18 protein-coding genes are annotated in these 23,372 nt (G+C 41.9%); 11 read left to right on the forward strand and 7 right to left on the reverse strand.

What is annotated here, in order from left to right; all coding sequences use genetic code 11:
- Positions 1-4: 4 nt before the first annotated feature.
- From HN980_05940 to HN980_05965, 6 genes are all read right to left on the reverse strand, one after another.
- Positions 5-502, reverse strand: a complete 498-nt coding sequence (locus HN980_05940; protein MBT6929013.1) for a purine-binding chemotaxis protein CheW — start codon at positions 500-502, stop codon at positions 5-7.
- A complete protein-coding gene (locus HN980_05945; GenBank protein ID MBT6929014.1) occupies positions 495-2,000 on the reverse strand; it encodes a hypothetical protein in 1,506 nt (501 codons plus the stop codon). The genes HN980_05940 and HN980_05945 overlap by 8 nt, the downstream gene beginning before the upstream one ends.
- 144 nt (positions 2,001-2,144) lie before the next feature.
- Positions 2,145-3,314, reverse strand: coding sequence for a PAS domain-containing sensor histidine kinase (locus HN980_05950; protein MBT6929015.1), 1,170 nt, complete (start codon positions 3,312-3,314; stop codon positions 2,145-2,147).
- 52 nt (positions 3,315-3,366) lie between these two features.
- The gene (locus HN980_05955; protein ID MBT6929016.1) at positions 3,367-3,744 is read right to left on the reverse strand and encodes a response regulator; all 378 of its coding nucleotides are present in this window, start codon (positions 3,742-3,744) and stop codon (positions 3,367-3,369) included.
- 63 nt (positions 3,745-3,807) lie between these two features.
- Positions 3,808-5,211, reverse strand: a complete 1,404-nt coding sequence (locus HN980_05960; protein MBT6929017.1) for a HAMP domain-containing protein — start codon at positions 5,209-5,211, stop codon at positions 3,808-3,810.
- A 2-nt stretch (positions 5,212-5,213) separates the two neighbouring features.
- On the reverse strand, positions 5,214-6,203 hold the full coding sequence (locus HN980_05965; protein MBT6929018.1) for an ABC transporter substrate-binding protein: 990 nt from the start codon (positions 6,201-6,203) through the stop codon (positions 5,214-5,216).
- A 112-nt stretch (positions 6,204-6,315) separates the two neighbouring features.
- Between HN980_05965 and HN980_05970 the strand changes: the two genes are divergently transcribed.
- Both HN980_05970 and HN980_05975 read left to right on the forward strand, forming a co-directional pair.
- Positions 6,316-6,687, forward strand: coding sequence for a response regulator (locus HN980_05970; protein MBT6929019.1), 372 nt, complete (start codon positions 6,316-6,318; stop codon positions 6,685-6,687).
- A gap of 364 nt (positions 6,688-7,051) precedes the next feature.
- Complete coding sequence (locus HN980_05975) at positions 7,052-7,423, forward strand: response regulator (GenBank protein MBT6929020.1); 372 nt, start codon at positions 7,052-7,054, stop codon at positions 7,421-7,423.
- 370 nt (positions 7,424-7,793) lie between these two features.
- Here HN980_05975 and HN980_05980 read toward each other — a convergent pair whose 3' ends face one another.
- On the reverse strand, positions 7,794-9,068 hold the full coding sequence (locus HN980_05980; protein MBT6929021.1) for a GAF domain-containing sensor histidine kinase: 1,275 nt from the start codon (positions 9,066-9,068) through the stop codon (positions 7,794-7,796).
- 147 nt (positions 9,069-9,215) lie between these two features.
- Between HN980_05980 and HN980_05985 the strand changes: the two genes are divergently transcribed.
- From HN980_05985 to pelG, 9 genes are all read left to right on the forward strand, one after another.
- Complete coding sequence (locus tag HN980_05985) at positions 9,216-10,007, forward strand: hypothetical protein (GenBank protein ID MBT6929022.1); 792 nt, start codon at positions 9,216-9,218, stop codon at positions 10,005-10,007.
- A gap of 381 nt (positions 10,008-10,388) precedes the next feature.
- Positions 10,389-12,560 carry a hypothetical protein gene (locus HN980_05990; GenBank protein MBT6929023.1) on the forward strand — a complete coding sequence of 724 codons (2,172 nt, stop codon included), beginning with the start codon at positions 10,389-10,391 and terminating at the stop codon, positions 12,558-12,560.
- 194 nt (positions 12,561-12,754) lie between these two features.
- Positions 12,755-15,406 carry a tetratricopeptide repeat protein gene (locus HN980_05995; protein MBT6929024.1) on the forward strand — a complete coding sequence of 884 codons (2,652 nt, stop codon included), beginning with the start codon at positions 12,755-12,757 and terminating at the stop codon, positions 15,404-15,406.
- 1 nt (position 15,407) lies between these two features.
- On the forward strand, positions 15,408-15,797 hold the full coding sequence (locus HN980_06000) for a response regulator (protein ID MBT6929025.1): 390 nt from the start codon (positions 15,408-15,410) through the stop codon (positions 15,795-15,797).
- Positions 15,797-17,218 (forward strand): hypothetical protein, encoded by a 1,422-nt coding sequence (locus HN980_06005; protein MBT6929026.1) that lies wholly within the window; start codon positions 15,797-15,799, stop codon positions 17,216-17,218. The genes HN980_06000 and HN980_06005 overlap by 1 nt, the downstream gene beginning before the upstream one ends.
- A gap of 3 nt (positions 17,219-17,221) precedes the next feature.
- Positions 17,222-18,334, forward strand: a complete 1,113-nt coding sequence (locus HN980_06010; GenBank protein ID MBT6929027.1) for a hypothetical protein — start codon at positions 17,222-17,224, stop codon at positions 18,332-18,334.
- A complete protein-coding gene (locus tag HN980_06015) occupies positions 18,316-20,343 on the forward strand; it encodes a hypothetical protein (protein MBT6929028.1) in 2,028 nt (675 codons plus the stop codon). The genes HN980_06010 and HN980_06015 overlap by 19 nt, the downstream gene beginning before the upstream one ends.
- Positions 20,333-21,829 (forward strand): GT4 family glycosyltransferase PelF, encoded by a 1,497-nt coding sequence (gene pelF / locus HN980_06020; protein ID MBT6929029.1) that lies wholly within the window; start codon positions 20,333-20,335, stop codon positions 21,827-21,829. Before HN980_06015 ends, pelF begins: the two co-directional genes overlap by 11 nt.
- Positions 21,817-23,187, forward strand: coding sequence for an exopolysaccharide Pel transporter PelG (pelG, locus tag HN980_06025; protein ID MBT6929030.1), 1,371 nt, complete (start codon positions 21,817-21,819; stop codon positions 23,185-23,187). The genes pelF and pelG overlap by 13 nt, the downstream gene beginning before the upstream one ends.
- Positions 23,188-23,372: the final 185 nt, after the last annotated feature.

A 23,372-nucleotide genomic window follows, 5' to 3' on the forward strand; every position in this document is an offset into this window, starting at 1 on the left:
GATATTATTCCTCACTCTCTGCGGGATGTTTTCTTATCTCGACTTTTCCTCGCACGTATTCTATCGCTGTCTTATCTTCGGCGACGAGCTTTTCGGCTTCCATGACAAGGATCATATCGTCTTCTTTTTTTATCATGCCAACGAGGTATGTGGCATCTTTTAGAAGTTCGTCGGGAGGCATGATATCGTTATCTTCTACGGAGATGATATCGGTGATGGTATCGACGATAAGCCCTATAAGGCTTCCATGTGCCTGTACTATTATTATACATCTAACGTCTTCAACATTATCTTCTTGAAGGAGCAGTTTTTTTCTTATATTGACGATAGGAACGACTTTGTTATTGAAATTTATTACGCCTTCGACATATTCGGCGGTCTCTGGCACTGAAATGATATCTTCATTCTTCACAACTTTTATTACGTGCAACATATCGACGGCGTATTCTTTGCCGGCGACAGTAAAAGCCACTAAATCTTTCATTGTTATGCCTTTATTCATACTTTAATCTCTCTATATTGTTCCTGCATGTGCTCAGCATTGTTGCTACGTTAAAGCCGTTGCCGTATGCTATCACTGTCTCTGGTGTTTCGTTGATAATAGTTTTAATAGTATTTCTGAACTCCCGCATTGCATTTTTAATATGCCCTTCTTGTTTATATATAGTGGCGAGCCCGAAATTCGCAAGGGAAAACCTGTCGTCGAGGAAAAGAGCCTTCTTCATATTCTTTTTCGCTAGAGACGTTCCGCCCTCTTCTACAAAGATACATCCTAGCAGGTAATATGCTGGCACGAATAGTGCGTCGACAGCTAAGAGTTTCTGTAGCTTATCTTTAGCGACATCATATTTTCTTCTATTGGCATATATCTCTGCTTCGAGATATCTTGCGTCGATATTTTCTTTGTCGAGCTCATAAACTCTTTCAATAAAATAGAAGGCCTCTCCATATTTTTTGTTGTACGACGCTATCTTTGCTTTGACGAGGAGTTTTTCTATATCTTCTGGGGAGGCTTTTTTATCTTTACGGGCGTCGACTTCTGCTTTGGCGATATCATATATTATCGAAGAAACCTTCTGTTTTATCGGCTGTATAGGTTCTTTTTTCTTTGGCGGTGCTTTTTTTATGGCGTGTGCAGCGGCATATTCTGCCTTCCTATATACTATCGCTTCGGCGCATTCTTCCATGACGAATCTTTCGGTGACGAATTGTGGACTCTCTGAATGCCCTGATATCATATACCCTTCTTTTGTCAGGCTATCATTAAACTTATTCATCACCTCTACTGTTGTCTCAAGCTCGAAATATATGACGACATTACGACAGAAGATTATATCGAGATCTTTTGGGAAGCCTTCTTCCATTAAGTTAAGGTACGAGTATTCGACCATATCTTTTATTTCGTCGGAGATCTTATATATTACATGCCTGCTATCGCCTTTGACTTTAGTGAAATACTTTTCGCGTAGATCCTTATCGATAAGTTTCATATGGTTTTCACTATATATTCCTTGGCGCGCTTTCTTTAATGCTTCCGTCGAGGCATCCGTCGCTAAAATCTTTACGTCGAGATCTTCCCGGTCTTTTAGTATCTCCTTAATTACTATAGCTATAGAATACGGCTCTTCTCCTGTAGAACATCCTGCGCTCCATATCCGTAATATTGGCTTTGTTTTGCTGCTTTTATCGCGATGTTTTATTTTTTTGGCGATAAGTTTTGGTAAGATCTCTTCTTTTAACGCTTTAAAATGCGGCTCGTTCCTAAAAAAATACGTGTGGTTTATCGTTAAGAGATTAAGGAGGTTGCGCAGCTCGTCTTCGTGCTTCTGGCTTGTTGTAATATGACGATAATATTCTTTTATGCTGGGGAGTCTTAGCGCTTCGGCGCGCCGTATCACCGTTTCTTCAAGGCCCTTAAGCTGATAGTCGCGAAAATACAGGCCTGTTCTTTCTGTAACGAAGTCTCCTATCTTCTGTTGCATTTCTTCAGTAAAAAGCATCTATCTTGCGCCTTATTTAAACCCAGTTAATTACTATTCTTAATCATCTCTCTTTTTTGCAGCAGCACATATATGTAGAAAGTTCAGAGTTCGAAGTTCGGAGTTCGGGGAAGGAGCGCTGAACGCTGAGTGTCGATATGCATGTCATTCTTGACAATTTCTTGGTATGCAACAAATAAATTTACTCCCTTTTTCTGCTGCTCTTTCAACCCATAGTTTACCTTTATGCAGCTCAACAATATCCTTTGCTATTGCAAGCCCTAGTCCTATCCCTTCTTGATTCATATCGGTGGCGCTTTCGAATTTATCTAATATTTTTTCTTTCTTTTCTTCAGAGATTCCTTTGCCGCTATCGGTGACTTTGATGCATACCTCTTCCTTTGACCCAACAAGTTCAATCTTTATATCACCTTTTTTGTGGGTGAACTTTATAGCGTTGTTTAACAGGTTTATTATCACTTCTCTTATTTTGTCTTTATCGCCCCATATCATTCCTATATCTTTATGAATCTCTTTTGTTATGGTGACGTTATTTTTAATAGCCTCGATTTTGTGGAAACTTACTATGCTCTCTACCATCGCAGCCATATCGATTTCTTCTTTTTTAAGCTCCATCGTCCCAGCTTCTATCTTGGAGACATCTAATATATCAGTAACCGTCCTTAAAAGATGATCTATCGCCTCTACCGCCGACGTCAGAATTTTTTTCTGTTCAAGATTTATCTTCCCTGCGACCCCTTCGAGGATGATATCCATAGACTCTTTAACTACGGCAAGAGGCTTTCTAAGCTCGTGAGAAACGTTTGTAACGAACTGTGACTTCAGCTGGTCAACTTTTTCTAGTTCTTTATTCTTCGCATCAAGCTCGTTGTAAAGAACCTTTATACATTCATTAGTCTTCTTAGCGCCCCATATCTGGCTTTCCAGCTCTTCGCTTACTTTTGCAAGATCCTGTTCATTTTTTTTGCCATTGCTTATATCTTTATGTGTAGCTACTACAATATCATTGTCATCATCATCTTTTAAAAGGGAAAAACCAACGAGTTCTATTAGTGTTGTCCCGTCTTTACCTCTAAGGCGATACTCCTGGCTATCGACCTCTTCACCAGAAGACAATCTTTGCATCGCTTCACGATATTTTGGAACATCTTCTTCTATAAGGAATGTATCTTCCATCGTATTGCCGACGACTTCTTCCTTGCTATATCCGTGTTTTTTTAATGCCCTTTTATTGACAAAGACTATCTTCCCTTCCATGTCAAAGACAGTAACGCATACCGGCATATTTTCTATGATATCTTCGATATTTTTCATATTATTCCTTCTTACTGTTGTTACGTGCTAATCTTGCTTTAGTGGCGTAACATCAGTTATTATTTTCGTCACCTAGCACTTTGTTGATAACCTCTAAGATGTAGGAAAACTCATATGTCTTCACACAATAATCATCGGCGCCCATTTCTTTTGCTTTTGCTGCATCTACAGCGTCTACGAAGCCCGTATAGATAATAACTTTCACTGGCATATTCTCTACTTTTTTAATCTGCCTACACACCTCGAAGCCATCAATTCCTGGGAGCATTGTGTCCACAAGAGCTAAATCAACCTTTTCTTTGCGAAGCTTCTCCAAAGCATTCTCTCCGCTGTCGGCTTCTATTGTTTCATATCCTTCTTTTCCTAGTTTAAAAGCTAATAACTTACGTATCTCTTCGTTATCATCCAAAATTAAAATTTTTCTACCCATATAATCTTCCTCTTTATTTATCACTGACATTACACACTTATCTCACTTTATTGGCGCGTAATATCAGTTATCCTTTTCCATGCCCTTAATTTTATCTTCTAGCTCTTTCATTTCCTGTTTCAATTCTCTCATCCTAACTTCTCTTCCTACTGCCATCTTATTAAACTTCTCAAAGGCTTCAGATTTTTTTTCTGCCAGCTCTTTTGCCTCTACAGCTTCTTTTTCTGCTGCTGCCGTCTTTTCTGCGGCTTCTTTTATGTCTTTGTTGGCGTAGTACATTTTCTCGTTTATTTCTGTTAGTTCTTTATTAGAGGAATTCAGCTCTTCTGTGCGCTGTGTGACTTTTTCTTCAAGCTCTTTGCTGTGTCCTAATATTTCATTGTTTGCCTGTTTCAAATTCACAGACATTGTGTTAAAGGAGTCTGCCAGCTCTCCGATCTCATCCTTTGATTTAATCTCGACTTTCACATCGAGGTTTCCTTTGCTGATTTCTACTGCTGCATCCTTTAGTTTAACTATAGGTTTTAACATTACCCTCAGAAAAAACAGTGATATTAAAATCAATACGACAATTATCGGTATCAAGATAACGACTATTTTGTTTCTCAGATCTACGGCTGGAGCAAAAGCCGTTTTCGTTGGAACATTCACTACTAACGTCCAATCGTTGCCTTCGAAATCCAGATATCCTTGTTCATGTACAAACACATAAATAGTCTCTTCTTTCCCCAACCTAGTATATTTTGCGCTACCGCTTTTTTCTCCTGCCAACGACCTTTCCACGCTTTGTAGCTCATCAGCCAAATTATCTTTTAACACCCCTTTTCTATTATAGTTCGAATACAATAGCATGCCGTCTTTATCGACGAGATCGACTTCCACTTTTCCCTCTCCGCCGCGGGTTCTCTCGATTTCTTTTGTTATTTCGTAAATTCTTATAACAGGAACTCTTGCCACAATGACGCCAAAATTTTCTCCTTTTACATCTTTAACATGAGAGGCGAAATAAAGTATTGGAGTATGTAATTCTTCTGCAATCCTTACATCGCTAGCGGCACTTATCTTTCCTTCGTAAATATCTTTCCAATATTTAGTTAACTTATGTTTTTTCCCTAAGTGCATCCCTGCTGTATCAGCAATACGTATTCTTTCTAGGTTGAAAAAAGACAGTGAAGCATATGTTTTGTGTATATTTCTAAACTCTATCAATCTCTCTGTGATTTTTTCAGGTTCTGAATTCCTTGTTTTAATATCAGAACATCCAGGGATAACTTGTATATCAGAATATCTTTCATACAGAAACATATCGATTTTGTTCATGGTGTTATGAACATCTACTTCGAGTCGGGAGATCACCTCTTTCTCTAATGTCTTAACGTTTGAGTTATAGACGAAAAGCGTTATAATGCTACCGAATACCACCATTGACACTACTAATAAAAGCGTTACTTTCGTTGAAAATCTCATCTTTACTTCTCTTTTTTTATGGACTTAACAAATTTCGGCTCCAGGATTTCGTCAAAATCAGGATAGGAAGATAACTGCCCTCTTTCAAAATAGAATTTCGTTATAATCTTTCCTGAACCATATAGTGAATCTATCTCATCTGTCTTTGTAAAAGCCTTAATATTATCATCAATATCTAGCATTTTTATGCCATCAATGCCTTCTTCCATTTCTTCTTTGCTCATCCCCATATAATCAGTCATTATCTGCACGTCTTCGTAATGACTATTTTCAAGGTATTCCAATGTTTCTAATAGTGCTTTCACTATGGCACGGATATCATCAGGTCTTTCATTGATGATTTCTGTGCTAAACGACAAGACATCTGTTATAATTCCTGGGACATCTCCTGCGATACCTAATATTTTATAGCCTTTTTTCAATGCCGCCGATTTCGTTGGCTCCCATGTATGCCCTGCGTATATTATCCCATCTTCTAAAGCTTCTAAAACTTTATGTGCTGGGATGTCTTCAAACTGCACTTCGCTTTCTTCTATCCCTGCTTTTTTTAAAGAAGCCAAAACAAACAAATGTGAGAAGCTATTAACTCCTTCTATGCCGATTTTTTTTCCTTTCAAGTCTGCCAAAGAATTAAGTTCAGGGTTTCCAATGATAACATCTCCTGTATCAGAATAATCTAACGCACAAACGACCTTCGTTTCAATGCCTTCCAAGTTATACAATATTGTATCGCTATAAACGCCGAAAATTCCATCGGTTTCGCCATTAATATAATTTTCTTGTGATTCCGAATATTCTTTAATAAATATCAACTCAACATCGACATTATTTTTTTCGAAGAACCCTTTTTCTTTTGCGATAACAGCGTGTGCATCTCCTGCCCATTCACTTATTGCTATCTTTATAGGTTTTTTCTCTACTGCGTCCTTTGATAAGCATCCTGAAATGACGAGAACGCATAATAAAGTTGCTACTCCTAATATTTTCCTCATAACGGCCTTCCTTATAAAAAAATGTCTATTATTGTTTTTATATACTCTTGTAAAAAAATCGGCAATAAGAATAACTTATTAATAACATAACAACCCATTATAGAGAGTCTCGATGCCCACAAAAAAAACAATAGTATTAGCTGACGATGAGCAGGGAGTTTTAGACGTAGTACAATTCCGTCTTACGAAAAAGGGATATAATGTCATCGTTGCTCACGATGGTGAAGAGGCGCTCGCTAGCGTTAAGAAGAGCTCTCCTGACCTTGTCATCCTCGACGTCAACATGCCACCGCCCAATGGTTTACAGGTATGTCGCCAGCTTAAAGACGACGCCAAGTACAAAAACATCCCTGTAGTATTATTGACGGCGGGAGACACCGACAGCGACAAATTCTGGGGTGCAGAGTCCGGCGCTGATGCTTATCTTACTAAGCCTTACAACGCCGAAGAGCTTTTGGCGCTCATCAAGAAGCTTACGACGTAACTGACCTTGCGCGCTACTGGATTTTTGCTAGAGATACATATATAACAGATAATTATAGCGTAAGGCGTATAGAATAGCAGAATTTCGGAATAGGATTTTCTACCACGGAGGCACGGAGGACACGGAGAAAAAAAGTTTAAAGAAAAAAATGGCTAGGGGTTTCACCCCTAGAACCCCAATGATTTTCTTATGTCTTTCGGGGGTTTGGTGGAGAATCCCCCAACCAGTTCTATTTCTCCGTGTTCTCCGTGCCTCCGTGGTAGAAATTGAGGCTCAGTATTCAGAGCTTTATTAAATAGTGAACTATAAATAATGACTGGGGTTACCGCGTAACATCAGGACGTAATTCAAAACAGGAGCTTTCATGTCTAAAAAAAAGACGATAATATTAGCCGACGATGAACAAGACCTGTTGGACATGGGCAAACTGCGCCTAACGAAAGAAGGCTACGATGTCATCGTCGCTCACGACGGTGAAGAGGCTTTTGAAAACATTAAGAAATCCACTCCCGACCTTATCATCCTAGACATCAACATGCCACCGCCTAATGGCTTTCATTTATGCCGTATGCTTAAGGACGACGCCAAGTACAAAAGAATTCCGATAATATTATTGACCTCGCGCGCTGCCGAAAGCGACGAGTTCTGGGGGATAGAGTCCGGTGCCGACGCTTATCTTACTAAGCCTTACAAAGCCGAAGATCTTATAGCTCTCGTTAAAAAGCTTTCCGAGTAATATCTATTATAGCGTATAGGAATAGCGTATAGCGTATAGCGTATAGAAAAACCTATCGGAAATGAATAGGACTTTCTACCACAGAGGCACGGAGGACACAGAGAAAGAAAACAATCTGGCTGGGTGATACTCCCCCAGACCCCCAAACCCCAAAAAGAAAATTCTCGGGGTTCTAGGGGTGAAACCCCTAGCCCGCCCCATTTCTCTCTGTGTTCTCTGTGGCTCTGTGGTGAAAAATCCTATTCCGAAATTCTTCTATCAGTTATTTATGAGCTCTATGGTAGAATCAATTGTTACCCCAAAATGGCATGTTTTGGACCACTCCGGATTTCTCTACCACGGAGCCTTTACATTGATCAATGCTCAATGATCATTGTTCAATGAAAAGCGGTATTTCGAAGGAGAATGTCGAGCCTTCGCCGACTTTACTTTCTATCGAAACTTTACCGCCGTGGGCTTCTACCATTTTTTTAACGATAGCTAATCCTAGTCCTGCTCCAGCCTCATTATTTGTCGCTTTAACTGTCGTCTTATTAAAATATCCGAAGAGTCCGCCTTGTTCATCTTCTGGTATCCCCTGTCCTTGGTCGATAACGGCTATTTGCATTTTTTCGCCGATTTTCTTTGCTTCTATTGTTATCGTTGTATTCTTCGTAGAGAATTTTATTGCGTTGGTAACTAGGTTATTTATCACTTGGCTGATGGCGTCTGTGTCGAGTTTAGCATTTTTCAGCTGGCTATCGAGTTTTAGTTCTATAGCGATATCTTTCTTCTTCGCGATAAGGTTGTTATATTCTTGAAGATTTCCTAGGTACTCTTTAATATCGACGTCTTTTTTATCGAGCGTTATCGTCCCTGCCTCTATAGCGCTGATGTCTAGGAGGTTGTTAACCATTGTAAGCATTCTTTTGCTGACTTCGAACATCTTAACGAAGATATCGCGCTGCTCTTCTGTCACATCACCGACGATGCCGTCGAGGAAACACTCGAGGTATCCTTGCACTACAGCGAGGGGATTTCTTAAATCGTGAGCTGTTATCCCCAGGAATTTATTCTTCAGGTCATTGGCTTCTAGTTCGCTCTGATACAGCATACTTTTTTCCACCACCATCGAGAACTGCTTAGCAAAGCGCATGAATATTTCAACGTGAGCATCACGATATGTTCCTGGTTTCGTACTCGAGAAGAAGAGAAAGCCCACGGGTTTGCCCAAAGCTACAAGAGGGCATGTCAAGCTCGACATTATTCCTTCTTCAATGATAAGTTGTGTCGATTCAGAGCCGGGATGTTCTTTTGTATACTCTTCAAGGTTATTAATAATTCTTGGTACTTTGCTGTCGAGGAGCTTTTCTAGCGTACTGCCTTCAAGTGGTGCTTCGTATCCTTTGTTGAGTTTGATTTCATCATAATTACTATTGGCCCACATGGCTCGTACAATTTTCATGTCGTCGACAAGAGCAAAACACATACGGTCGTATTCTATTATAGAACGCATGCTATCATAAGCATAATCAAGGACCTCTTCTACGAGCATGCCTTCGTTGATTTTATCGCTTATCTCCATAAACTTCTCAGCTTCAGAGACTTCGCTATGCTTAATATTCTTTATTGCTTTGGCATGTTGCTTAACGTCATCATTAACCATGGAATTTCTCCTGAAGTGTGCGCTATAAAATATAATTGCAGTTTTTAAAAAAAGAACTTATAAAGCAATTAAAATACATCAACGGACAACATCATGCGAAGAATTATTTTTGCCTCGGCTTTTTTATTAACACTATATGGATGTTTTATGTCTTCTTACAATCTCAATAATGTAGAGCAATGGTTTATCCTTCTAGACTACAATCCTGGGCATTATACTCTCGATGCCGAAGAAGCTTCTGTCTATGACCTTGCTATCCTCGACCCTGACGAGCATCCTCCTTTAGAGGATTTATCTAAGCTGATACTAATAGCATATGTCAGCCTTGGAGAGGCCGAGACATACCGCAGCTATTGGAAGAACGTCTATGACAAGGATTTTATCATCGAAGAGAATCCTTATTGGGAAGGGAACTATCTTGTCGACGTACGCAATACTTCGTGGCGTGCTACAATAATAGAAGGCGTTATCCCTGAGCTGCTGGAAAAAGGCTTCAAAGGTATTATGATGGACACCATCGACACTGCGTCGTTTTTAGAAAGCGAAGATCACGAAAAATTCCGTGGTTCTGCTGATGCTATGGTATCTTTCGTCAAAGAGATCCACGAGAGATATCCCGATCTATTTCTTATCAGTAATAATGGCTTCGAAGTTTTGGATGATATTGCCCCGTATATTTCTGGCATGCTTGTCGAGAGCATATATATGTCGTATAACCCTGACACCGAAGAAGACATCGCCGTCTCCGAAGAAGACCGCGAATATAAGCTATACTATCTGCAGCGTTTACAAGAAGAATATAAGCTTCCTGTCTTCGCTGTCGATTATATTTCTTCTGATGACATGCCGTTGATACGTGATACTGCCGAGCGTCTACGTCTTCTTGGCTTCAAGCCTTACATTGCTAAGAGAGGCCTCAAAGAGCTGTATAAAAATTAAGCCTTGTTTAAAATATGGGTAACAAATGATAGAATTTACGAAGGTGAATTTCCCTGAACAGTCTGGTATTCGGAGTAGGAATAGGATTTTTCACCACAGAGGCACAGAGAACACAGAGAAAGAAAACAATTTAGCTGGGGAATTCTCCCCCAGCCCCCCATTTTTGAAAGGTGGTCTGTAAATGGTAAACGGTGAACTTTTTAAAATCCTCGGGGTTCTAGGGGTGAAACCCCTAGCCCGCCTACTGTTCTCTCTGTGTCCTCTGTGTCTCTGTGGTGAAAAATCCTATTCCGAAATTCTTCTATCCGCTATTTATGGTAGAATCAACTATTACCCAAAAATGGCATGTTTTGAACCGTGCCAAAAATTAAGAGGGAAAACATGAAAACTACTGTCATCGCTTTATTATTATCTTTTTGTGCGGCCTTTACGTTATATGCCGAGAAGGTCGAGATCCCCAGGACGATCCTTGTTTTGATAAATTCTTCCAATGACCCTTTTATTACCGAAGACTATAACGTCGTACACTTCAGTGCAGAGAGCGTCTTGAACCATCTTGGCATGAATGTCCGCTACCACGACGTCTCTAAAGGTCTACCTTCTGATGATAGTCTTGACGAGATATACGGTATTCTTTCATATTTCACCGACGCCACCATGCCACGAGCAAAAGAATATTGTCTATGGGCGACAGAGCAGATCGACAATGGCAAGAAGTTCGTGGTATGGCGTAATTTCGGTGCTTTCCGCGATGCCGACAGCGACGAGGAAACTTCCAAGGACTTGGTTGCTCTATTTTTCAGGAAGCTCGGCCTTGAATACCTTGAGAATTGGAGCGACTCCCCTTTTCTCATCGACATCGTCGAGAAAGACGATACTATGATGGACTTCGAGAATTCCATCGAAGGCACCGTCGAATTATATGAGCAGTTTCTTTCTGCAGATGCCGAAAACAAAGTATATCTCAGGCTGAACCGTTCTGACCTCGACTTTGGTGACAGTGACGCTATCGTGACGACGCCATCTGGTGGTTTTATCATGGACGGGTGTGGGCTTTTCATCAACTACATCGACAAGCGCATGCGTTGGTATATCGACCCTTTTAAATTTTTCAGCGAAGCTTTTGTCATAGAGGAGATCCCTTCTTACGATACAACTACTCTCTTTGGCAAAAGGATATTATATTCTCATATCGACGGCGACGGCATGAGGAATATCTCTTTAGAAGACAAAAAGACGCCCTCTGGAAACATTATCTTCGAAGAGATCCTCAAGAAATATTCTCTGCCGATATCGGTATCGTTTATAACGGCAGAAACCAACGCCCGTTATCTCGGCAGTGCCAAAACAGAGTCACTCGCTAGGGAGATTCTTAAGTTCGACAACATCGAAGGCGGCATCCATGGATTCGCACACCCTCTCGACTGGTACAAAAAAATAGTATATTTCCCTATCAACAACTACTCGAAAAAAATCTACAACATACAAGAACTCGAGCTCGAAAACTCCGAGTCGTCTTATCTTTCGGGAGCTCGCGCTACTGTCGGGTGGAAGGAATACTTGGAAGCTGAGACCTTAGAAGCAGCGGAATACGTAAACGAAAACCTTATGCCTCCAGGAAAGCGCGTCGCTATAAACATGTGGACAGGAAACTGTAGGGCCCCTGCCGATGCTATCGCTATCGTTGATTCTATGGGCATAGCAAACATAAATGGCGGAGACACACGTTTCGACAGAGCAAACCCTTCGTATACCGGCGTTGCCGCTCTGACACGGCAAGATAAAGGTATGGTACAGTTCCAGACGAGCAACTCCAATGAGAACATATATACCAACGACTGGACGGGACCTTTTGATGGTTTCTCCTATGTCATCGAGAGCTTCATCCAGAGCGAATACCCTACTCTCGTCGCCTCCAAGCCTCGCAGAGTTCTGCCAATGAATATATACTATCATTTCTATAGCGGTGAGAGGGAAGACTCCGTACGTGCAACGAAAGAAGCATACGATTATGCTCTTTCTCAAGACGTCATACCAATTTTCGCCTCGGAATATGTTAAAGCGGCGCGCGGTTTCGTCGAAGGCAAGACTTTCATCCGCGATGACGACTCCTGGGAATTCCGCGACTATGGTCATTGCAGGACGATACGCCTTAATAGTAATACTATCTTCCCTGACATGGCACGTTCTGAGAACGTCTTAGGCTTTGTCGTATGGGAAAGCTACTGCTACATCCATCTGTCTGAGGGTGATAGTGCCGTTCTATATCTTTCTAATAGCGCTCCAAAAGTTCCATTGTTAGAAAGCTCTTCGGCGATAGTCTATAATTGTAAGATATCGAAGGGAGATATATCTTTCGAGTCCCGAACCTTCCGCGAAGAAGAGTATACTTTCGTTAATATGGGGCGTTATTCGAAATATGACGTTACCATGAAGCTTCTTGGCAGCGATGATATTTTCTATAGCAAGAAGATAAAATCTGACAAGAAAGGAAAGCTTATTGTTCGCGCTCCGAAGTCGGAGGCTTTTTCTATAAAAGTCCTCTTGAAATAAGACCACGGAACCTTTTCAATGATCAATGTAAAAAAACTCACTTTTATTGATAATTGATAACTGATAACTGATAATTGAAAAGGTTCCGTGGTAGTATATTCTTAAGGTGCTGCTTTATTTCCTCTTTCAAATATTAAAAAAATAACATACATTACGAGTAATGTATGTTATAAGCAAATGACCTAAAGGAAAACATGGGAATACCGTGGTGGAAATCAGCACTGTTTTTTATGGCGATCTTATTATTAAGTATCGCGATATTCCCTACTGGCCGTCAGCTTGGCAAGTTTTATCACTACAGCAAGAACTTCGACGATGCTGATTTATATCTTTCTAGCCGCTATGATCGTGATCCTTCCGACGAAGGAAATTCTCAGCGATATCTTTCTTCTCTTTTATTTTTCAAAGATTTCGATAAGTTTGAGGAAATCAGCGACGAGCTTTTAACCGTCATCCCCGAAAGCTTCTTGCTACACGAAGTTGTTGCTCGCTATCATGAAGAGCGCATGCGCTACCAGGAGGCCAGCTTTCATTGGGATAAGATGCTGGAGCTTATGCCTATAGACGCCAACGTCCGCGACAAACTAGTATCATATTACAGTATAAACCAGCAATATGACAAACTTATAAAGGTCTATGAGCGTGACATTAGCGTCGCAGCAAACAACCTCGACAGCTACTATTCTTTGGCGCTTTTATATTCGTTACGTCACGACATTACTAATGCTAAGCGTATATATTCTAAGATAATAGAAGACTTCCCTTATGAAAGAAAATCCAAGATACGCCTTGCTCAGCTTCATGAATATTCTGGTGACGTTGCTCTTGCTATATCGTTATATCGTAGAGTTTCTGAAGAAAACCCCGAAGACAGAAGTGCGATGGTCGCTCTTGGCAACAAGCTATTGTCGTATTCTGAAGTCGACGGTTTTATGTCTTTCTTAGAACGCTTCCAGGGAAAATATCCCGGCGATACTCTTTACTATGACGAGCAAGCGTCGCTATATCTTGGTATAAAGGACCGTATTAACGCTATTGCTTTGATAGAAAAAGAATACCTTCGTTCTCCCGATAATCTTGCGTTATTATTTTCTATGGGTGAGCTTTACTTCGAGATAAAAGACTACAGCAAAGCTCTCGACATCCTAGAAAAATACAATTCGAAGACAACAAAGGACGACTATCGTTCTTACCATCTTCTTGGCGATGTTTTTGCTGCTGTTGGTGACAAAGCATCTAGCGTCAATGCCTATGAGCATGCTTTTGAGCTTGTGGAATATAATGTTCCACAAGATTCTTTCTCCGATGATATCGTCAATGAAAAGTCCTACACAAAAAAGCTTTCTCTTTACGAAGAATACCGCAGTCGTTTCCCGGAAAAGGCTGCCCCTGAAGCAGAGGTCTCTTATGCTGTAGCCGTCCAGGAGGCTTTTCCTTTAGAAGATGTAGTATCACGCACTGTTGATATGGAGATCGCAGAAGTATGGATTCTGTGGAAGCTTGGTCGCCATGATGAAGCCATCGCCAAAAGCGATGAACTTTCAAAGCAGCACCCCAATAATACTGAGCTGACATATTTCTTGATAAACTCATATTTCGAGCGAAATATGACGGCGAAAGCCCGCAAGCTTTATGATGTCCTAGAGATGAAAGGCCCCTACGACGCCAATCTTAAAGAGTTGAAGTTCTCTCTTCTTATTCAAGAAGGTCGTTGGTCCGAGGCTTATGCTCTCTCTGAAGAGTTTCTAGTAGAAAGCCCTTTCAATGACTACAGCGAAGATCGCGTTTATATTCTTACGAAGATGAAGCGCTGGCGCGAAGCCAAAAATATCTACGAGGAAAAGATCGCCGCTCGGGATGCCGCTGGGGCTCCTCACAACGACCGCTACATTTGGGATGCTCGTTCTGCCATAGAAGAGGGCTCTGACCTTTTATGGAGCGACGTTATATACGAACACGATAGCAACACAGAACGGCACTATACCATAGAAGCAGGATGTCGTAGTTGGCTTTCAGAGTCTTTACGATTATCGGCTGTTGCCGCTAGAGAATACCACAAACGTGATGAAGAAGAAAACCCTGTTGCTTCTGCCGTCAGCGATAATGTTTCTTCTATTACATTGCGTGCGGAGAAATTTTTAAACTACAGCTTCACTGCAGAAGGTCACGTTTCCTTGCCATCTTATGGTGATGAGACCTTCCCTGAGTTTGGCGTTAAGGCTCTATATAATAGGACTCGTTTTTATGACTTGGAGTCATATATTTCCTATACCCACGACCGTCTAAGCCGCGACCTCGACAAGCTCCCTATAGAGATGCAATACAACACTCTAGAGGCCTTCGGCAAGGTGTATCCCAATAACATCCTTTCACTAGACTATCTTTTCCGCAGTGAGTGGTATCATTTACCTGGGAAATATAATACCGTCAATGGCAACTCTTCTTTAGGCTACAAAATATGGAACGAAGTAGAGCTTGGTATATTGCTTATGAATCGTCCTTCGTGGAATTTGTCTTTGATAAACCATGTATATCAATCGCATTGGGTAAAGCCTTTCGACGAGGCCGGCCAGGTCGTTGATTTGGGCGAGAAGGAAAAGGCGTGGTATGGCGGGTTGTATGGCGAGTTTTTTGTTAAGACGCTATCGCGAACGTCGTGGAGTTTATATAGAAAACACAATTCCTCCAAGGGTTTCTACTCCACGCTTTTTGCTATGTCTTCGGAGTTCTGGGTCCGCGACGATGCTGTCTTAACGATATCTTTAGACCACAAATACAAAGACGACACTGCTGACATCCGCACCGTCTCTAACGATATAACGGCGAATTTTAAGGTGTTACTATAAAATGAAAAAGAAGAAACACAAAATCCTTATCCTCGACGGCGACAAGGCCACGCTCAAGATCATAGCGAAGTATTTATCGTGGAATGGTTTTTCTGTAGATACTATGAATGATGCAGAAGAAGTATTGTCGCGTATTGAGAAGAAAAAATACTCTCTTGTCATCTGTGACGAGCTCCTTGCTCCCGACAATGGGTATGCTTTGTGTGAAAAGATAAGAGGCCATAGCAAAGAGGTCGTGTCTGCGGTAAATATCATCATCATTGCCGCCGAAGACCCCGACATTGAAAAGTATGCCACTTTAAAACGTTGCAATGCTTTCTTCTTAAACAAATATGCAAGCCCAGGAAGGTGGCTTAGCAAGATAAAACTTATCATTGGAGACGACCAATAATGCTAAAGAAAAAACCTTACATCATAGAGACTATCGTCGCCTTTATCCTATACGACATCGTCAACTACCTGCTATTCCGTGGAGACCTCGGCTTCAGGGAAGTATACTGGCATCCTTATTGGGTCGTCGTCCTTCTTATGCCTTCGCGTTATGGCTTCTCTGCAGGCGTCTTCGCCAGTATCGTCGCGATATTTCATGTGTTCTTCATAAACATCGGATATGTATCTTCTATGACGGAATTTCAGGAGCTCGTAGAAAAAGTTGGCGCTGTGCTACCTCTTGCTTTCATCACCGTCGGGATGACCTTGGGAGCGCTGAGACAGAAATACAAGAACCAGGAAGAGAAGAGAGCGGAGATTATAGAGAAACAAAAAAACGATATGCTTCGTGTGCAGGACGACCTCGACAGGGCGGTAAAGGTCCGCGACGCTTTAGAGAAAAAGATCGTAGGAGAGACTTCTACTATAATGACGATGTACGAGATCTCAAAAAAATTCGGGTCTTTGAAAGTCGAAGACATATATTCCGGATGTCTTGATATCCTCGAGAATCTTTTTCAAGTTGATGTCTCTTCTTTATATATCATAGAAGGCGGCTATTATGTCCTCAAAGCCTCACGCAACTGGGCAGAAAGCTCTGAAGTCGAAGGGAAGATAAAGCTCGACGGCAGCATCATGGATCTTGCCAGGAAAAAGAACGGCATCGTCACGGCGAAAGACATCGTCTCCGACAAAGACTCCCAGAAATACTTCTCGGAATACAGCAAGCTTTTAGCGATGTTCCCGATACGCAATGTCGAAGGAGAATTTATCGGAGCAGTAAACATCGAGAAGATGAGCTTTATACTGTTCAACGCCACGAACATAAACCTCATGGAAGTCATCGTCAACTGGATGAGTTCTTCCTTACAAGCTTTGATGACAAACGAAGCTTTACAGGGACAACTTCCTTGGGACAAGGAATACAAGGTGTGTCACCACTCGTATTTCGACAATATCCTCGAACATGAATTCCTTCGCGCCAAAGAGCACGGCTTCAAGCTTACCGTCTCTTTAATAAAGATCGAAAAATTCGGGTTTCTAAACAAAGAATCCCAGCGTCTAACATTAAACTCCCTGATAGCGCTGTTAAAGCGTCATATGGGAAACCTCGACATTATCTTCCACTATAAATTCGATGGCACCATAGCAATAATATCTCCGATGAAAGACGGCAAGACAACAACTTCCGATATCGGAAAGGTGGTAAAAGGGTGGAAAAAAGTCAGCGCTACCGGAGAAAAAGATTCTGTACATACAGAGCTAGTATTTTCTACATCAGCGCTTACAAAGAAGATGAAAGATCATTCTGCGTTGTTAAAGCCTGCTCTAGCGGGATGTAAGCTTAGTAAGCCTTCATTTGCCTCAAAAAAAAAGAAGTAAAAAATGGAAAACAACAAACGTAACATCTTACTACTTTCAATGATGATTGCAGGCCTTTCATCGGAAGCCTCCCTGCTTCCGATGTTCTGGTATGATATAAGCATCGTGGCTCTCTGCGTCGTACATATATTTGCGTGTACACTTTTATCTATAACGCTATATTTTTGGAACCTTGAAGAGCGCAGCTTCGAGCATCCTTTGGCTTTCTATGGGCTACTTTTGATGATAACATTCCCCGTCTTCGGGTTGCTGGCTTTGTCGTTGTTATTCGTCACAGCGGGATGGTTTCGCGAGAAGATGGTGATGGGCTCCTACAACGACTACAAAGAGCACATCACAAAAAAAGGCATAAACATCGACGTCTCCAAAGGGCATATCGAAGGTCTTCGCGATATAAGAAGCGAGATAAGCTTCGACTCATTCATCGACGTCATCAAAGGTGAAGATTCCAAGAAAAAATCACAGGTAGTCAACAAACTCTCCGAAGACGTCTCCAAGGAAAACATCTCTCTCCTTAAAGAGGCTTTAAACGACGCATCGCAGGACGTACGCTTCTATGCCGCTGATGCCCTGATGAAAGTCGAAGGGAATATCAACAACGAGATCGCCGTCGCAGAACATATGGCTCAGCATCGCGGTGGCTCTTATGCTGCTGGTGCTATGATAAAACTCGAAGACAAGATCGGCAACGAGATCGCCATCGCCAAGATGATGACACAGCGTCGTGGTATGATGAAAGACTTCCTACGTCTTGGCGACATATACCAAGACTATGCTTTCAGTGGTCTTCTGGAGAAAAACTCCCAGAAGCATTATTTCTCTCTAAGCTGCGAAGAGTACCAGAAGGCTTTGGATATCGAGACGGGACAGCCGAAAGTTATGTTACGATATATCCACAGCCTTCTACAGCTAGGAGAGCATAAGCATTCGCAGAAAATGCTGAAACAGCTTTCGAAGATATGGAAGACGAACAATGACATACACTTCCTCAGTGCTTCGATGGCATTCTATCTTAATAAGTTCGGCGACATAAAAAAACATCTAGAAAAGATCGTCCTCGAAGATCTCGACGACGAAAAAATAGAGACGGTGAAATTTTGGCTACAAAAGACATAGACAAAAAAGCGATAAGGGATATCTTCGACAAGATATTGCTATACCACGAAAAAGACAAACAGGAAGGTCTTTTTCTTTCGCTGTGCCTACGTCGCAATAATGAAGACATCGACAACGTATATGAAGAGCTGATATCACGAGCTACTAGCGCCAGCATACATTGGCTGATACGCTACATGTTACATATCAACACCTCATACAGCCTTGGGAAGATCTACGACCTTCTAGCAGTAACAAATTCTCTTATCCACAGGGCTGCTCTTCTGACGATAAAGGGCGTAAAAACCTCTGTACGTATAGATATACTATTGAAGATGCTAGAGTCTGACAACGGAGAAGATTTATGCTTCGCCGCAGAAAACCTTGGAGACCTTGCTGTTGTTAAGTCTGTCTCTGCTCTGCTCTTTGCTTTACGGCAAAACAGCGACGACAAGAAAGCGTGTATTGCCATAATACATGCCCTTGGTGAGATAAAAGACTCAAGCTCCTTCCGTGCCATCCAAAAGTTCAGCGTCTCTGATGACGAAGACATAAAAAAAGCGGCGTCGAAAGCCCTTATAAAATTCTCACATGTTTCAAAGAAGCATTACATCATAGAAAACATTATAAGTGCCGACGCCAAAATCCGCGAGAGCGCCTTCCTTGCTATCATCGACAGTAAAAATAAACGCTGGGAGAAATATCTCCTTAAGGCCCTTCTTAAAGAGACCAACGACAGCCTTCGTTTTAACATTTTATCGTCGATACATAATATCGAGACCTATAAACTTTTAGTCACCATCGTCGACATCGCCATCCACGATACATCATTACAGGTGCGCATGTCTGCAACTTCTGCGATAAAAAAATCATCCTCTCCACAGATACTACAGTGGCTAATAAAAATTGCTTCTAGCATTTCTTCTGAAGACATTACCGCTTTCTTTCCTATGCTGACACAATACCCTACAAGCGACAGAGTTTTCTCCGTCATAAAAAAACGGTATGGGCATTCTGACGAAGGCAGCGTGAAACTTATGGCGATAGAGCATCTCGGCCATCTAAAGAATCCCGCTGCGGAGAAATTCCTGCTTGAAATCATCCGTGATAATTCAATCTTCTCATACGCCGCTACCATAGCGCTATGTTCCATGATATCGCCTTCGGAATTTCATGTTATAAAAGATCTTTTCCTCTTAAGTCCTAGAAAGAACTCCCCTATCATCCAGGTGCTTTTATATTTCGTCCTCAACACCCCAGAAAGGATATCTCTCCCTGAGGACATCGAAGAAAGCGTAGTAGGGATGCTGTCTTCGAAACACAAAAGAATCAGGTTTTTAGCGGTACGCTGTTGTGCACGTTTCGGCAAAGAAAAATTCGCATCTCTTCTTATTGATATCGCCAAAGACGATAAAGACAAAGACATCCGTCTTTCTGCGACGCGAAGCCTTATAGCGATATTACAGAAGTCCCCCGACCAACTTTTCGGCATCCTTTCTTTATGTTTAAAAAATAAAAACAAATGCACTCTCGTCGACGACATCTTAAAAAGCGTAGAGCTTTCTTCTCAGCATTTCGCCTCTGCTATCAAGACGATATTATCCCGTGCGCGCAACGACAAGGGTCATTTCCATAAAAACACCTCTACTGCCGCTCTGCAGACGATGGCATTATTACATCGTTGTGCTTTACAGTCGAAAGCGTTATTCATCAAGACCCTTGAGAAAGAAGAGCTCAACGACAACGAGCGCTGGGCGATGATGAATGTCATCAACGACATCAATAGTGACAAATTCCTCAACTACCCGATATCTTTCCTTAACGAATATTATCGCGATGCTTCTAATCATACGAAACAAGAATATCTTTCGTTCTTCGAGAAGATCTCCGTATTAAATGCATCGACATTAGCGATGCTCTTCGACCTTCTCGAAAAGGAAAAAAATACAGCGCTTTATAATAAGATAGCATCGGTGATAACTTCCTGGCTAACATTGTCATACAAAGAGGAGCTTCGCTATGATCAGTGACATATGTCTAGTCCTTGAAGGTACCTTCCCATACGTCTCTGGCGGCGTTTCTTCGTGGGTATACGACATCATAAGGCAGATGAAAGACCTGTCTTTCTCGATATTATATATCGGCCCGCAACGTCCTGACGTCAAGAAGATGCACTATGACATGCCTGCTAATGTCGTAGAGTTCCAGGAGATATATCTCTTCGACTACAAAAGCAGGGTCATCCCGAAAAAAAAGCATATAAGCCATAAGAAGGCCAAGATAATCCGTGACTTCTTTGCTTCTGTTAAAAGCAACGACACCAGTCTTTTCGATGAATTCATCAAAGAGATCATTGAAGACAGTGATATAACGATATATGACCTAGCGCATTCTATCGAGTCGTGGGACATCATCACGGACCTATACCGCGAAGAGGCGCGAGGGCTTTCTTTCCTCGACTATTTCTGGACGTGGCGTTTTATATATCTTCCTTTTTTCTCGTTGTTGCAGCAGAACATCCCTCGTGCTCGTTTATATCATTCTGTCTCTACAGGATATGCTGGCATTATGACGGCGCTGGGGAAGCTACAGAACAAGCGTCCTTTCCTTCTCACTGAGCATGGCATCTACACTAAAGAGCGTGACATCGAGATATCTCGCGCCGACTGGATACATTCTGAGCTAACGAATTCCATAACCGTAAAAGACGAATCCGAAGAGTTCTTCAAAACGTGGTGGACGCAGTTCTTCTCTTTCTTCAGCACTCTATCATATGATAGGGCCGACAAAATTATAACGCTATACGAAGGAAACCGGCAGATACAGCTCTCTGAAGGTGCCGACATCGCCAAGACGATGATAGTCCCCAACGGCATCGACATCAATAGGTTCCAAAATGTCGTCAGGAAGAAAACTTTACAGAGCCCTTTAAAGGTAGGTCTTATCGGTCGTGTTGTCCCTATAAAAGACATCAAGACTTTCATCAGGTCTTGTAAGATCATCCATGATAATTTCGATAAAGAGGTGGAGTTCTACGTCATAGGCCCTGAAGACGAAGAACCATATTACTATAAAGAATGTATTGAGCTAGCACAGATCCAGAGGCTGGAAGACGTCTTACACTTCACGGGGAAGGTCGACGTCGAAGAATATTACGCTTCCCTTGACGTCGTGGTCCTTACCAGCATCAGCGAAGCACAGCCTTTAGTAATCTTAGAAGCTCATGCTTGTGGAATACCTTTCGTGGCTTCTAACGTCGGTGCTTGTATGGAGATGCTCTACGGAAGTTCTCCTGACGACAAGCTTTTGGGGAAAAGTGGGATTATCACAAACCTATGCGACCCTCATGATACTGCTAGCGCTATAATAAAGATCCTTTCCGACGAGAACCTTTACAACGAGATGTCTCGCGTCGCCAAAAAACGCGTCACCAACAAATATCTTATGGACGACATGGTCACCAAATACTATAAGCTATATTCACAATATTTGGAGGAAGTCACATGGCAGGCATAGGCTTTCGCTTAGAGAAGATCCTTAAAAGCGACTCTTTTTCCAGCTCGATAAAAGCACATTTTTACTCGTTACTCATCGCCGCAGGGCCATGGTTTCTTAGTATTGTCACTGTGTTATGTTTATACTATTTCCGTCCTGCCAACATCGACACTTTTGAGCACCTATATTTCAGGGTATCGCTCAACTACATCTTCGCGGCGTCTCTTATCACCACAGGGATGTTATCACTTTCGCTGAGCCGCTATATCTCCGACAAGCTCTACAAAGAAGATACCGACGCCCTAATCCCTGCCTTCAACTCTGCGGCGGTAGCGCTTTTAACGCTACAGAGTATCATTGGTGCTTCTTTTATATATTTCACCGAAGGGCCTTTAACATTAAAGTTCCTTACTGTGCTGTTATATTTTTCGATAAGCCTGATATGGCTCATCTTCATCTTCTTAACGGCGCTTCACGACTACCTTTCTATAGCGGTATGCTATCTCGTCGGTACTGTTATATCTATATTCGCCGGCATAAAGCTTGGCCTGCACTACGACTTGGCGGGATATTTCGCTGGAGTTTTAATCGGGCAGCTAACGGTCTTCGTCCTGCTGTCGGCGCGGCTTTTCATAGAATTCCCGTCGAAGCGCATCTTCGACAAAGATCTTTTCGGGTTCTTAAAAAATAATAAGATTCTCGTCTTCACCGGCATGTTCTATAACATTGCCATATGGATCGACAAGATAATATTCTGGGCGTCGCCGAAAGCTACGGCAGTGACGGGTTTCTTGCGGTCGTTCCACGAATACGAGATACCGATATTCTTCGCATATGTCACGATAATACCGCTGCTTTCACTATTCCTAGTATATGTCGAGACGAACTTTTATCTGCGATACCGGACGTTCTACGACAAAGTCCTAAACAGAGGGTCATACGCTGAGATCGGACGCGCCAAGAAAGAGGTCGGCAAGAGCGTCTACGATGGCACGAAGATGCTAGTAATAATACAGGGCGGACTTTCGATGCTTGCGATACTATATGCTTCTGATATCGCCGTGATGTTGAAGCTTCCGATAATCGTCGTTCCAATATTACGCATCTCGATAATAGGGGCTTTCCTCCATGGGATGCTTCTTACTAATATGATAATAATGTTATATTTCGACTTCAAAGTCCTAGCCTTTACAACGACGGCGCTGTTTATGGTGACGAACGGACTTTTCTCATACCTCTCGCTTTCAATCCCACTGCCATATCTAGGATACAACTACACTGCTGCGGCATTCATCACCCTGATAGTCTCGTTCTGTATGGTGTCGTATAAATTCAAGAAACTAGAATATATAACCTTCGCCCTTCAGACACTAGAATAGCTATATAATAACAGCGCAAGACCTGCCCAAAACAAGAGAAGAATATACTACCACTGAACCTTGGATAGCGTAGAATTTCGAAACTCCGAACCCCGAACCGGAATTTTTACCACGGAGCCACGGAGGGCACGGAGCAGAAGGAAAAGAAGGCGTGGAATTGGCTATGGGCATATTCAATGTTCAAT

It is taken from the genome of Waddliaceae bacterium (assembly GCA_018694295.1).
Taxonomy (GTDB): domain Bacteria; phylum Chlamydiota; class Chlamydiia; order Chlamydiales; family JABHNK01; genus JABHNK01.

Coding starts and splice junctions, on each gene's coding strand:
- HN980_05940 (MBT6929013.1), bottom strand. CDS start 502: ATGAATAAAGGCATAACAATGAAAGATTTAGTGGCTTTTACTGTCGCC.
- HN980_06005 (MBT6929026.1), top strand. CDS start 15,797: ATGCTAAAGAAAAAACCTTACATCATAGAGACTATCGTCGCCTTTATC.
- HN980_05990 (MBT6929023.1), top strand. CDS start 10,389: ATGAAAACTACTGTCATCGCTTTATTATTATCTTTTTGTGCGGCCTTT.
- pelG (MBT6929030.1), top strand. CDS start 21,817: ATGGCAGGCATAGGCTTTCGCTTAGAGAAGATCCTTAAAAGCGACTCT.
- HN980_05945 (MBT6929014.1), bottom strand. CDS start 2,000: ATGCTTTTTACTGAAGAAATGCAACAGAAGATAGGAGACTTCGTTACA.
- HN980_05950 (MBT6929015.1), bottom strand. CDS start 3,314: ATGAAAAATATCGAAGATATCATAGAAAATATGCCGGTATGCGTTACT.
- HN980_05960 (MBT6929017.1), bottom strand. CDS start 5,211: ATGAGATTTTCAACGAAAGTAACGCTTTTATTAGTAGTGTCAATGGTG.
- HN980_06000 (MBT6929025.1), top strand. CDS start 15,408: ATGAAAAAGAAGAAACACAAAATCCTTATCCTCGACGGCGACAAGGCC.
- HN980_05985 (MBT6929022.1), top strand. CDS start 9,216: ATGTCTTCTTACAATCTCAATAATGTAGAGCAATGGTTTATCCTTCTA.
- pelF (MBT6929029.1), top strand. CDS start 20,333: ATGATCAGTGACATATGTCTAGTCCTTGAAGGTACCTTCCCATACGTC.
- HN980_06010 (MBT6929027.1), top strand. CDS start 17,222: ATGGAAAACAACAAACGTAACATCTTACTACTTTCAATGATGATTGCA.
- HN980_05955 (MBT6929016.1), bottom strand. CDS start 3,744: ATGGGTAGAAAAATTTTAATTTTGGATGATAACGAAGAGATACGTAAG.
- HN980_05980 (MBT6929021.1), bottom strand. CDS start 9,068: ATGGTTAATGATGACGTTAAGCAACATGCCAAAGCAATAAAGAATATT.
- HN980_05995 (MBT6929024.1), top strand. CDS start 12,755: ATGGGAATACCGTGGTGGAAATCAGCACTGTTTTTTATGGCGATCTTA.
- HN980_05965 (MBT6929018.1), bottom strand. CDS start 6,203: ATGAGGAAAATATTAGGAGTAGCAACTTTATTATGCGTTCTCGTCATT.
- HN980_05970 (MBT6929019.1), top strand. CDS start 6,316: ATGCCCACAAAAAAAACAATAGTATTAGCTGACGATGAGCAGGGAGTT.
- HN980_05975 (MBT6929020.1), top strand. CDS start 7,052: ATGTCTAAAAAAAAGACGATAATATTAGCCGACGATGAACAAGACCTG.